We start from the raw sequence: 12,260 nt of genomic DNA on the forward strand, positions 1-12,260 counted from the left end.
AAGCTTCAAGCTGCAAGCTGCAACCCGGACCAGCAAATCAGCAATGCTTGCGGCTTGCCGCTTGAAGCTTGCTGCTGCTTTTTAATGCCCGGCAGTTTTCGAAAACAGCTGGATCACAACGACACCCAGCACAATCAACGCCATCCCGAGCATGGCCGGTACATCGAGCTTCTGCCCGTAAATAAACAGAGCCGCGACGCTGACCATGACAATGCCCATCCCGGCCCAGACCGCGTAGGCAACGCCCACCGGTACGGTGCGCACCACCAGCGTCAGCATCCAGAATGCGATCCCGTAGCCGACGATGATCAACATCAATGGCAGAGGTGTGCTGAAGCCTTTGACCGCTTTCATCGAAACGGTGGCGATCACTTCGGCGCAGATGGCGATGGCCAGATAGACGTAGGCGTTCATGATTTCGATCCTCAAATAAATCGTCGCTTGCTGAGGTGACATTTTAGGGATTGCTGAGATGGGGTAAAATCATTACCTATCTGTTTTGAAGATGGGCTGGAAACAAGCATGCAATGGAATCTCGAACAATTGCGCGTATTTGTAGAGGTTGCCGAACAGCGCTCGTTTTCCGCCGTGGCGCGTCGGCAACGCAAGGCGCAATCGGCGATCAGCAACGCCGTTGCGATGCTCGAAGAGGATCTGGGCGTGAGCCTGTTCGAGCGCAGCAGCGGCCGTCAGCCGAGTCTCACCGAGGCGGGCGAGGCGTTATTGGAAGAGGCCCGCGAGGTGTTGCGCCAGTGCGAGCGCCTCAACGGCCGGGCCATGGCCATGCTGCGCGGCCAGGAGGCGCAGTTGCGTGTGGCCCAGGACGAGGCGATGCCCTATCAGGCGCTGGTGGAAAGTTTCGGCGAACTGGCCGAGCAGTTTCCCAGCCTGGAAGTGCAACTGACCAGCGCCGCCCAAGGCGAGGTCGCGCGCAAACTGGTCGAGCGCCGCGCCGATCTCGGCTTGCTGTTCTATCACGATGAAATTCCCGAAGCCCTCGAGCGTCGCGTACTCGGTCGTGTCGAGATGGTCACGGTGTGCGGCGTCAATCATCCACTGGCGCAGCAGGCTTACGTGACCTGCCAGCAACTGGCGCAGCACCGGCAACTGTTGATGTCGACGCAGACCAGCGTCTATCCCGGCAACGAGCCGGCCAGCCCGCAGGTATGGCGTGCCGACAGCTTCTACGTGATGTCTGAATGGCTGGTGCGCGACCTTGGCTGGGCCTGGCTGCCGCGTCACGTTGTGCAGTACTCGGCGTATCAGGGCCAGATGATTGAACTCGACAGTGAGTGGACGCCGCCAGCGCTGGTGGTGGAGCTGGTCTGGCGCCGCGACGAACCGCTCGGTCCGGCCGCACGCTGGCTGGCGGAACGTTTTGCCGTGCACTTGCGGGCGATCGGTGACAAAAGCCGATAAACTCCGCCGCCATGAATAGAACTCTCTACACCGTGCTGTTTTACCTGGGGCTGCCATTGGTGGCGATTCGGTTGTGGCTGCGCGCGCGCAAGGCGCCGGCGTATGCCAAACGCATTGGCGAGCGCTTCACGCTTGGCATGCCGACCCTGCAGCCCGGTGGCATCTGGGTGCACGCGGTGTCGGTGGGCGAAAGCATTGCCGCCGCGCCGATGATCCGCGCCTTGCTCGAGCGCTACCCGGCCATGCCAATCACCGTGACCTGCATGACCCCGACCGGTTCAGAGCGGATTCAGGCACTGTTCGCCAATGAGCCGCGCATCCAGCACTGCTATCTGCCGTACGACTTGCCGTGCGCCGCTGCACGCTTTCTCGATCGCGTACAGCCTAGGCTTGCGGTGATCATGGAAACCGAGCTGTGGCCCAACCATATTCATCAATGTGCCAAGCGCGGAATTCCGGTGGCGCTGGCCAATGGGCGATTGTCGCAGCGTTCCGCCAAAGGCTATGGCCGCTTCAACAAACTCACCGCGCCGATGCTCGCCGAGATGAGCCTGTTGGCCGTGCAGACCGAAGCCGAGGCCCAGCGCTTCCGTGATCTCGGCGCGCGCCCAGAGACGGTTGAAGTCACCGGTTCGATCAAGTTCGACCTGACCATCGACCCGCAACTGCTGGAGCGTGCAGCCGAACTGCGCAGCCAGTGGCAGGCGCAGGATCGCCCGGTATGGATCGCCGCAAGCACTCACGAAGGCGAAGACGAAGTGGTGCTGGACGCCCATCGTCGTCTGTTGGCCAATCATCCGGATGCGTTACTGATTCTGGTACCGCGTCATCCCGAGCGTTTCAATTCGGTGTTCGACCTGTGTCAGCGCGAAGGTTTCGCCACGGTACGTCGCTCGACCGGGGCTAATGTCGATGCGCAGACGAGCGTGCTGCTCGGCGACACGATGGGTGAGTTGCTGTTTCTCTATGCCTTGGCCGACAGCGCTTTTGTCGGCGGCAGTCTGGTGCCGAACGGCGGGCACAACCTGCTCGAACCCGCCGCGCTGGCGAAACCGGTACTCAGCGGCCCGCACCTGTTCAACTTCCTCGACATCGCTGCGCAATTGCGTGAAGGCGGGGCATTGGCCGAAGTGGATGATGCCGAAGGCCTCGCAGTCGAGGTGCAGCGTTTGTTCGAACTGCCCCGTGATGCGCAGCGCATGGCCGAGGCCGGGCTGGCGGTGATGCGGCGCAATCAGGGCGCATTGCAGCGGCTGCTGGATGGCTTGGCGCGGCTGATCCACTAGTCGCCTGGAATATTACTGTGGTGAGGGGATTTATCCCCGCTGGGTTGCGGAGCAGCCCCAAACCATTCAACGCGGTCATTCAGAAAAACCGTGTCCACCGCTATTGCGACTGCTGCGCAGCCGAACGGGGATAAATCCCCTCACCACAGGGATTCATTCCAGATTGTTCATGGCCGGGCCTTACTGTGGCGAGGGGATTTATCCCCGTTGGGTTGCGAAGCAGCCCCGAAACCACTCAGCGCGGTGATTCAGTCAGATCTGGCAAGCAGGATTCACGACTGCTGCGCAGCCGGACGGGGATTCATCCCCGCTGGGTTGCGAAGCAGCCCCGAAACCATTCAGCGTGGTCATTCAGTCAGATCTGACAAGCAGGATTTACGACTGCTGCGCAGCCGGACGGGGATAAATCCCCTCGCCACAGGGGATTCATTCCAGATTTTTCATGGCCGCACCTTTGGCTGGATGGTCTGGCGCGGCTGATCCAATAGTCGCTTGGAATATTACTGTGGTGAGGGGATTCATCCCCGCTGGGTTGCGAAGCAGCCCCAAAACCATTCGACGCGGTGATTCAGTCAGATCTGGCAAGCAGGATTTACGACTGCTGCGCAGCCGAACGGGGATAAATCCCCTCACCACAGGGGATTCATCCAGATTGTTTAAGGCCGGGCCTTGAGCTGCGCTTCAGCCGCCGACGCCAGATCCGGCGGCAGGAAATCCTTGTCCGGGTTGTAATCGGCTTTCAGATAGCGCCGCAGGTCTTCCAGATCGCCCGGGTTCAGCGTCCCTGCCGCTTGCTTCAGGCGCAGGTTGTCGAGGATGTAGTCGTAGCGGGTATTGTTGTAGTTGCGCACCGAGGTGTACAGCTGGCGCTGCGCGTCGAGCACGTCGACGATGTTGCGTGTGCCGACCTGATAACCAATTTCCGTGGCTTCCACCGCGCTCTGGTTGGAGATGATCGATTGGCGGCGCGCCTGCACCTGCTCGACGTCGGTGTTCACCGCGCGGTGCAGATTGCGGGTGTTTTCCACCACTTGCCGGCGCAGCGATTCGCGCTGCTGTTCGCTCTGATCCAGTTGCGCATAGGACTGGCGCACTTGCGAACTGGTCAGCCCGCCGCTGTAGATCGGGATGTTCAGTTGCAGGCCCAGGGTGCTCTGCTCGACGTTGCCGCCATAAGGCGCGCCGAACGAGTTGGGGTTGGCGAAGCCGAGGGCGTCGTTGTCGCCTTTCTCGTATTTCGCCACGGCGTCGAGGGTCGGCAAGTGGCCGGCCTTGCGCTGCTTGAGTGTCTGCTCGGCAGAGCTGACCGCGTAGTTGCTGGCGAGCAGGTTGAGGTTCTGCCGCGCTGCCGTGTCGACCCAGGATTTCGCATCGTTGGGCGCTGGCGGCAGGATCGGCAGCGTATGGACGATGCCCTGAATCGAGTTGTACTGACGGTTGGTCAGGGTGATCAACGCCTGGAACGCATCATCGACCTGACGCTGGGCGACGATGCGGTTGGCTCGCGCGGTGTCGTAACTGGCTTGCGATTGCAGCACGTCGGTCTTGTCCGAGAGGCCGACATCGAAACGCTCGTTGGACTGGTCGAGCTGACGCTTGAACGCCGCTTCTTCAGCCTTGGTCGAGGCGAGATTGTCCTGGCTGCGCAGCACGTTGAAGTAGCTTTCAGCGCTCTGCAGGATCAGGTTCTGCTCGGTGGCCGACAGCTGCAGAGCGGCCTGCTCGTTGACGTCCTTCGCCGCTTGATACTGGAACCAGCGATCGGCGCGGAACAGCGGCTGCGCGAGGGTCGCCTGATAGGAATGCGCGCTGCGGTTGGCGATGGCCGAAGGCTGGTCGATCGAGGTGCGCACGTCGGCGACTTCGGCGCCACCGGACAGGTTCGGCAGCAGACCGGCGCGGGCCTGCGGCACCACTTCTTTCTGTGCGCCATACTGGGCGCGGGCCGCCGCGAGGTCGGCGTTGTTGTCGACCGCTTCCTGATAGACGCTGACCAGATCGGTTTTGGTCGACAAGGGTGCTTCCGCTGCCCAGGCCATTGTGTTGGACGCACAGGACACGGCAACAGCCAGTGAAAGTTTGCGCAGCATGAGGCGATCCCTAGCATGAATATTATGGAAGTAATCCGGGCGCCAAAGGTAAGGCGCAGCCCGCGCAGCGTCAAGGCTCAGCAGGCCAAGCGAGTGTAGTTGCGCATTGCTCCGGCAACAATCGGCCAGCCTGTGTATTTACGCCATTCATCATGGCGTTCGCTGCGGTGTTGGCGTTCCTCGGTGGTTGTGTCTAGACTGGCCGGGTTCTTGTCGGGGTGCCTTGCTATGAGGCTGAGATCGAATAATTTCGGATCCCGTTGAACCTGATCAGGTTAGCGCCTGCGTAGGGAACAAGATTTCTCGTCACCCGGCGAGTCCTCTTGTGCTTCGTCCGGGATATTGTTCGACAATCGAACGCTCATGACGAATGCACAGCACCGGTCCTGGTGCGTCCGTGCCTTTCAGGTTCTGCTCCGACAATCCACTGCTGGATGCTGTCTGGAGAGCCCGTGATGACAACAAAAGAAAAAAACGCGATCAACCTGAGTGACTCGGCCAAGGTCGACGAGCAATCGGTCAAGCCGTTCACCCGTTCGCAAAAAGTCTACGTTCAGGGCTCGCGCCCGGACATTCGCGTACCGATGCGCGAAATCAGCCTCGATGTAACCCCGACCGATTTCGGCGGCGAGATCAACGCGCCGGTTACCGTCTACGACACCTCCGGCCCGTACACCGATCCAAACGTGGTCATCGATGTGCGCAAAGGCCTCGGCGATGTGCGTTCGGCGTGGATCGATGACCGTGGCGACACCGAGCGCCTGCCGGGCCTGAGTTCGAACTTCGGCCAGCAGCGTCTGGCCGATGCCGAGCTGACCAAACTGCGTTTTGCCCACGTCAACAACCCGCGCCGGGCCAAGGCCGGGGCCAACGTCAGCCAGATGCACTACGCGCGCAAAGGCATCATCACCGCCGAGATGGAGTACGTCGCCATCCGCGAAAACATGAAACTGCAAGAGGCCCGCGCGGCCGGCCTGCTCAAGCAGCAACACGCTGGCCACAGCTTCGGCGCAAGCATTCCGCAAGAAATCACCCCGGAGTTCGTCCGCGAGGAAATCGCCCGTGGCCGCGCGATCATTCCGGCCAACATCAACCACGTCGAACTGGAGCCGATGATCATCGGCCGTAACTTCCTCGTGAAGATCAACGGCAACATCGGCAACAGCGCGCTGGGCTCTTCGATCGAAGAAGAAGTGGCGAAACTGACCTGGGGCATTCGCTGGGGCTCGGACACGGTGATGGACCTGTCCACCGGCAAACACATTCACGAAACCCGCGAGTGGATCATTCGTAACTCGCCGGTGCCGATCGGTACCGTGCCGATCTATCAGGCGCTGGAGAAGGTCAACGGCGTCGCTGAAGACCTGACCTGGGAGCTGTTCCGCGACACGCTGATCGAGCAAGCCGAGCAGGGCGTCGACTACTTCACCATTCACGCCGGCGTGCTCCTGCGTTACGTGCCGCTGACCGCCAAACGCGTCACCGGCATCGTTTCCCGTGGCGGCTCGATCATGGCCAAGTGGTGCCTGGCGCACCACAAAGAGAACTTCCTCTACACCCACTTTGACGAAATCTGCGAAATCATGAAGGCCTACGACGTCAGCTTCTCGCTGGGCGATGGCCTGCGTCCCGGCTCGATTGCCGACGCCAACGACGAAGCGCAATTCGGCGAACTGGAAACCCTCGGCGAGCTGACCAAGATCGCCTGGAAACACGACGTGCAATGCATGATCGAAGGCCCGGGCCACGTGCCGATGCAGTTGATCAAAGAGAACATGGACAAGCAGCTCGAATGCTGCGACGAGGCGCCGTTCTACACCCTCGGCCCGCTGACGACCGACATTGCGCCGGGCTACGACCACATCACCTCGGGTATCGGTGCGGCGATGATCGGCTGGTTCGGTTGCGCGATGCTCTGCTACGTGACGCCGAAGGAGCACTTGGGCCTGCCGAACAAGGATGACGTGAAGACCGGAATCATCACTTACAAGATCGCCGCGCACGCAGCGGACCTGGCCAAGGGACACCCGGGCGCGCAGATCCGTGATAACGCACTGAGCAAGGCGCGTTTCGAATTCCGCTGGGAAGACCAGTTCAACCTCGGTCTGGACCCGGACACCGCACGTTCCTACCACGACGAAACCCTGCCGAAGGATTCGGCCAAGGTCGCGCATTTCTGTTCGATGTGCGGGCCGAAATTCTGCTCGATGAAGATCACCCAGGAAGTCCGCGAGTATGCGGCCAACCAGCGCATCGACGCGGTCGATGTGGACGTCGCCAAGGGGCTAGCTGAGCAGGCCGAGCGGTTCAAACAGGAAGGCAGCCAGCTGTACAAAAAAATCTAGCCACAAGCGGCAAGCTACAAGCTGCAAGCTGCAAGATTAGAAGCAGTCCGCGTACCGCTTTTAACTTGCAGCTTGCAGCTTTTTCCTGCTCCTCTTTGAGATAACACCCTTGAGCATTCAACCCGGCACTTATTCTCCCGATCTCGCCGTCCCCGCTGAAAAGCGTGTGTTCGGCGGTCGCGATCTGTTTTCCCTGTGGTTCTCCCTCGGCATCGGCCTGATGGTTCTGCAGACCGGCGCATTGCTCGCGCCGGGCCTGGGTCTGTCCGGTTCTTTGCTGGCGATCTTCCTCGGCACGCTGGTCGGCGTGCTGTTGCTGGCCGCCGTCGGCGTGATCGGCAGCGACACCGGCCTGTCATCGATGGCGGCGCTGAAGCTCAGCCTCGGCAGCAAAGGCGCGAGCCTGCCGGCGCTGCTCAATCTGCTGCAACTGATCGGCTGGGGCTCGTTCGAAATCATCGTCATGCGCGATGCCGCCAGCCTGCTCGGCACCCGCGCCTTCAGCGAAGGTTCGCTGTGGGCCAATCCGATGCTGTGGACGCTGTTTTTCGGCGCACTGGCGACCTTGCTCGCGGTGAGCGGGCCGTTGACGTTCGTGCGGCAGATTCTGCGCAAGTGGGGCATCTGGCTGTTGCTCGCAGCGTGCCTGTGGCTGACCTGGAACCTGTTCGCCAAAGCCGACCTCGCGGCGCTGTGGGCGCGCGCCGGTGACGGTTCGATGCCGTTTGCCGTGGGCTTCGACATTGCCATCGCCATGCCGCTGTCGTGGCTGCCGCTGATTGCCGACTACTCGCGTTTCGGCAAACGCGCGAAGAATGTTTTCGGTGGCACGGCTGTCGGTTTTTTCATCGGTAATTTCTGGCTGATGAGCCTTGGCGTGGCCTACACCCTGGCGTTTGCGCCGAGCGGTGAAGTCAACGCGCTGCTGCTGGCCTTGGCAGGTGCCGGTCTGGGCATTCCGCTGTTGCTGATTCTGCTCGACGAGTCGGAAAACGCTTTTGCCGATATACATTCGGCAGCGGTCTCGAGCGGGATTCTGTTGCGTCTGAAAGTCGAGCACCTGGCCTTGGCCATCGGCGTGATCTGCACGCTGATCGCACTGCTGGCGCCGTTGGCGCAGTACCAGAATTTCCTGCTGTTGATCGGCTCGGTGTTTGCCCCGCTGTTCGGCGTGGTGCTGGTGGATCACTTCATCCTGCGCAAGCGCAGTGCTCAGGTCGCCTCAGCCGCATTGCGCGGGCCGGCGTTGCTGGCGTGGCTGGGTGGCGTGAGCACCTACCACTTGCTGGCGAATCTGTATCCGGATGTCGGCGCAACCCTGCCGGCGCTGGTGCTGGCAGGGCTGTTGCAGTTAGTGCTGGGCCGGGCCTTCAGTTACGGCCGGGAAACAGCTCAGGCTTGAGAATGCCGTTCAGGCGCGGGTAAGGAATCTTCAGTTCGACGTGGCCCAGCGCATAAGGCGCGATGGTGGTCACGTCGTACTTGAGAATCACGCCACCGTAGGTCAGCGCCACGTGCGGGGTTTTCACGAACGGCCAGTTCGCGACGAATTCCGCCTCCTGATCAAGCTTGGTGCTGATCAGCCAACTGTTGTGCGCCACTTGCGCGGCTTTCCAGAATGCCTCTTCCTGACCCGGCAGCAACATGTCGGACAGGTTCAGCACCTTGTGCTGCTGGCGCGAATAGTTGATGAAACCGCGACCCGGCGTGCCGTGGGCGCCGCCGGTGTCGAGGTAGCTCGACAGCTCGATGATCACCAGTCCGTCATGCTGCTCGCGTACTTTCGCTTGCAGATAGCTGCTGTTGCGCGGGCCGGCGCTGGCGAGGAACTGCTCGCGGTAGGCGGCCAGGGTTGGCGCGACCGGTGCGTTCTTCTCGGTGCGGGTCATTTGCAGCAGACGTTTTTCGATGATGCCGTCCAGTGCCGGCTCATCCGGGAAACGCAGGGTGTCGATGTTCACCAGCGGGCAATCGGGATTGGAACAGCCGGGTTTGAGTTGTTCCGAGGCGTCGCGGGTGGTTTCCAGCGGCGTGCGATAGTTGGGCTGGAACAGGCTGGCACAAGCGCCCAGAGTCAGGGCAATAGCGGCCACAGAGGCAATTTTGACAAGCGACATGGGCGTCCTTTCGAAAGCAGGGGAAGGCGAAAAGTTACCGCTTCGACTCTCAACGGAGCAGTCAGTTCGCCACTAAGCTAATTAGAGTGGGTTTCACCGTCACCGTCCATCCCGCTGACGGTAAAGGGGCTGCATCAAACGGTGCGGGCGCGTTAGGATGGCGCGAAGTCGAGGTTGCCGGTCACGCACAGCAACCTCGTATTGGATGTGCAGTGAAGAGGATGCTTATGACGGACTTTGCCAACGCCATTCCGACCGCCGTCGATATCGTGCGGCGCGAAAAATGCTACGAGGGCTTCTACAAGCTCGACCGTGTGCACCTGCGCCATGAGTTGTTCGCCGGTGGCATGAGCCGCGAGATCAATCGTGAAATCTTCGTGCGCCACGATGCTGTTTGCGTCCTGCCTTACGATCCGCAGCGCGATGAAGTGGTGCTGATCGAGCAGTTTCGCGTCGGCGCCATGGGCAAGGCCGACAACCCGTGGCTGGTCGAACTGGTCGCCGGTCTGATCGACAAGGATGAGCAACCGGAAGAAGTTGCTCACCGCGAGGCGCAGGAGGAAGCTGGACTCGACATCAAGGCGTTGTGGCCGATGACCAAGTATTTCCCTTCGCCGGGTGGCAGCAACGAATTCGTGCATTTGTATCTGGGACGTTGCAGCAGCGACGGTGTCGGCGGTCTGCACGGGCTGGAAGAAGAGGCTGAAGACATTCGCGTAACGGTCTGGGCATTCGAAGATGCCTTGCAGGCCGTGCGTGACGGACGGATTGCCAACGCGGCGAGCATCATCGCCTTGCAGTGGCTGGCGCTGAACCGCGCCGAAGTGAGGGGGCTATGGTCGTAAACAAGCTGCGCGATCGTTATCGGGTTGACCTCGTAGGGCTGCAAGCCGCCTGCGAGGCCAACTACGCGCGCCTGATGCGACTGCTGCCGGACATGCGCAACGAACCCGAGGCGCGGCGTATCGCTGTGACCCAGGGCGAGCAGATGCTCGGCGTGCTCGCCCTCGAAGTGCTGCAGACCTGCCCGTACACCACGACCTTGCAGGTGCGCCAGGAACACAGCCTGCCTTGGCTACCGGTGCCGCAACTGGAAGTGCAGGTCTATCACGACGCGCGCATGGCCGAAGTGATCAGCGCCGAACATGCACGACGCTTTCGCGGCATCTATCCTTATCCGAACGCTGCTATGCACCAGCCTGACGAAAAGGCCCAGCTCAATGTCTTTCTGGGCGAATGGCTGAGCCATTGCCTGGCGCTGGGGCACGAGTACGAAGTCGTTCGCTAGTTGTGAACTGCGTCCGCTTCGACGGTTTCCCCTTTGTGTCATCCCCCAGCATAATTGCCGCATCCATCCATTGCGTGCCTAGCCCCGGGAGAGCGCCTTGCCCAGCGTATCGACATTGACCAGCGCCGACCCGGCGCTGCTGGTGCAGTTGTCCGACAGCCACCTGTTCGCTGAAGCGCACAGCAAGCTGCTGGGCATGAAGACCCGCGAGAGCCTGCAACAGGTCATCGACCTGGTGTTGGCGCAACAGGCGCAGATCGATCTGCTGCTGGCGACCGGAGATATTTCCCAGGACGGCACGCTGGAGTCGTATCAGGCCTTCCGCCAGATGAGCGCGCAGATCAATGCCCCGGCGCGCTGGATTCCCGGTAATCACGACGAGCCGATGGTCATGGCCGAGGCGGCGGTGCAAAGCACGCTACTGGAGCCGGTGGTCGATATTGGCAATTGGCGGGTGACGATGCTGGATTCGGCGGTGCCGGGTTCGGTGCCGGGTTATCTGCAGGATGATCAGTTGCAGCTGCTGGCCCGCGCGCTGAGCGAGGCGCCGGAGCGTCATCATCTGGTGTGCCTGCATCATCATCCGGTGTCGATCGGCTGCGCGTGGATGGAGCCGATCGGCCTGCGCAACCCGGAAGCGTTCTTTGAAGTGCTGGATCGCTTCCCACAGGTTCGCGCGGTGTTATGGGGGCATGTGCATCAGCAAATCGATCGCGAACGCAATGGCGTGCGCTTGATGGCTTCGCCTTCGACGTGCATCCAGTTCGAGCCGGGCAGTGCGGATTTCAAAGTGGGCGAGCAGGCGCCGGGGTATCGCTGGCTGCGGTTGTTGCCGGATGGGCGTTTGGAAACCGGGGTTGAGCGCGTGACTGGATTCGATTTTCAGGTTGATTACGGTTCCAACGGTTACTGAGACCATACGGGCCTCTTCGCGAGCAGGCTCGCTCCCACATTGAAACGCGATTCCCTGTGGGAGCGCCGGTGCGACGCTTCGACCTGCTCGCGAAGGCGGCCGCACAAACACCCACGATTGCTCTGACTCCCTGTAAACTCCGCTATCTTTCGCCGACAGCCAGGGAGCTCAAATGTCCGGTTCGATCCTCTATATCCACGGTTTCAACAGCGCGCCGGCCTCGAAGAAGGCCTGTCAGCTGGTCGCGGTCATGGAGCGGCTGGGGTTGAGCGAGCAATTGCGCGTGCCGGCGCTGCATCACCATCCGCGCGAAGCCATCGGTCAGCTCGAGCAGGCAATCGCCGAGCTCGGCCGGCCGTTGCTGGTGGGAAGTTCGCTCGGCGGCTACTATGCGACTCACCTGGCCGAGCGCCATGGCCTGAAAGCCCTGCTGGTCAACCCGGCGGTCAGCCCGCACCGGATGTTCGATGGTTATCTGGGCACGCAGAAGAACCTCTACACCGATGAAACCTGGGAACTGACCCACGGCCACGTCACGGCGCTGGCTGAGCTGGAAGTGCCGGCACCGCAGGATCCGCAGCGTTATCAGGTCTGGTTGCAAACCGGCGACGAAACGCTGGATTATCGCCTCGCCCAACAGTATTACCGCGCCTGTGCCCTGCGCATTCAGGCTGGCGGCGACCACAGTTTCCAGGGCTTTGCCGGGCAATTGCCGGCGTTGCTGAGTTTTGCCGGCATGGCTGCCGATATGTATCAGGCAATCGATTTCACCACGCTGTGAAGTCTTGCCCCTCTTTCATGA

General features: G+C 61.2%; 11 protein-coding genes and 1 riboswitch. Of the genes, 8 read left to right on the plus strand and 3 right to left on the minus strand.

Annotation, left to right across the window (positions count from 1 at the left end):
- Positions 1-81 precede the first annotated feature (81 nt).
- Positions 82-414, minus strand: a complete 333-nt coding sequence (locus ACZ0AZ_RS11330; protein WP_039756804.1) for a DMT family transporter — start codon at positions 412-414, stop codon at positions 82-84.
- Positions 415-522: 108 nt separating this feature from the next.
- On the opposite strand from ACZ0AZ_RS11330, the gene ACZ0AZ_RS11335 reads away from it, so the two are divergent.
- The gene (locus ACZ0AZ_RS11335) at positions 523-1,419 is read left to right on the plus strand and encodes a LysR family transcriptional regulator (RefSeq protein WP_039756805.1); all 897 of its coding nucleotides are present in this window, start codon (positions 523-525) and stop codon (positions 1,417-1,419) included.
- A gap of 11 nt (positions 1,420-1,430) precedes the next feature.
- Positions 1,431-2,705 (plus strand): lipid IV(A) 3-deoxy-D-manno-octulosonic acid transferase, encoded by a 1,275-nt coding sequence (gene waaA / locus ACZ0AZ_RS11340; protein WP_463537390.1) that lies wholly within the window; start codon positions 1,431-1,433, stop codon positions 2,703-2,705.
- A gap of 656 nt (positions 2,706-3,361) precedes the next feature.
- On the opposite strand, the gene ACZ0AZ_RS11345 is transcribed toward waaA, so the two are convergent.
- On the minus strand, positions 3,362-4,795 hold the full coding sequence (locus ACZ0AZ_RS11345; protein WP_016771977.1) for a TolC family outer membrane protein: 1,434 nt from the start codon (positions 4,793-4,795) through the stop codon (positions 3,362-3,364).
- Positions 4,796-4,999: 204 nt separating this feature from the next.
- A riboswitch (TPP riboswitch) is annotated at positions 5,000-5,105 on the plus strand.
- 145 nt (positions 5,106-5,250) lie between these two features.
- Here ACZ0AZ_RS11345 and thiC point away from each other — a divergent pair.
- Together thiC and cytX are read left to right on the plus strand one after the other, a co-directional pair.
- Positions 5,251-7,140: a phosphomethylpyrimidine synthase ThiC gene (thiC, locus tag ACZ0AZ_RS11350; protein WP_039756807.1), complete on the plus strand. Its 1,890-nt coding sequence runs from the start codon at positions 5,251-5,253 to the stop codon at positions 7,138-7,140.
- 109 nt (positions 7,141-7,249) lie between these two features.
- Entirely contained in the window at positions 7,250-8,542 is a 1,293-nt protein-coding gene (gene cytX, locus ACZ0AZ_RS11355) for a putative hydroxymethylpyrimidine transporter CytX (RefSeq protein WP_310403992.1), read from the plus strand.
- Here the strand turns inward: cytX and ACZ0AZ_RS11360 are convergent.
- Positions 8,511-9,257 (minus strand): RsiV family protein, encoded by a 747-nt coding sequence (locus tag ACZ0AZ_RS11360; RefSeq protein WP_463537391.1) that lies wholly within the window; start codon positions 9,255-9,257, stop codon positions 8,511-8,513. The two genes, cytX and ACZ0AZ_RS11360, sit on opposite strands and share 32 nt — an antisense overlap.
- 227 nt (positions 9,258-9,484) lie before the next feature.
- Between ACZ0AZ_RS11360 and ACZ0AZ_RS11365 the strand changes: the two genes are divergently transcribed.
- The 4 genes from ACZ0AZ_RS11365 (at position 9,485) to ACZ0AZ_RS11380 (ending at position 12,239) form a co-directional block, all read left to right on the plus strand.
- Entirely contained in the window at positions 9,485-10,102 is a 618-nt protein-coding gene (locus ACZ0AZ_RS11365; protein ID WP_463537392.1) for an NUDIX domain-containing protein, read from the plus strand.
- Positions 10,093-10,545, plus strand: a complete 453-nt coding sequence (locus tag ACZ0AZ_RS11370) for a DUF1249 domain-containing protein (RefSeq protein ID WP_039756811.1) — start codon at positions 10,093-10,095, stop codon at positions 10,543-10,545. The genes ACZ0AZ_RS11365 and ACZ0AZ_RS11370 overlap by 10 nt, the downstream gene beginning before the upstream one ends.
- Positions 10,546-10,642: 97 nt before the next feature.
- Entirely contained in the window at positions 10,643-11,458 is an 816-nt protein-coding gene (gene cpdA, locus ACZ0AZ_RS11375; protein ID WP_463537393.1) for a 3',5'-cyclic-AMP phosphodiesterase, read from the plus strand.
- Between the two features lie 172 nt (positions 11,459-11,630).
- The gene (locus ACZ0AZ_RS11380) at positions 11,631-12,239 is read left to right on the plus strand and encodes a YqiA/YcfP family alpha/beta fold hydrolase (protein WP_463537394.1); all 609 of its coding nucleotides are present in this window, start codon (positions 11,631-11,633) and stop codon (positions 12,237-12,239) included.
- Positions 12,240-12,260 lie beyond the last annotated feature (21 nt).

It is taken from the genome of Pseudomonas sp. AC239, assembly GCF_979258545.1.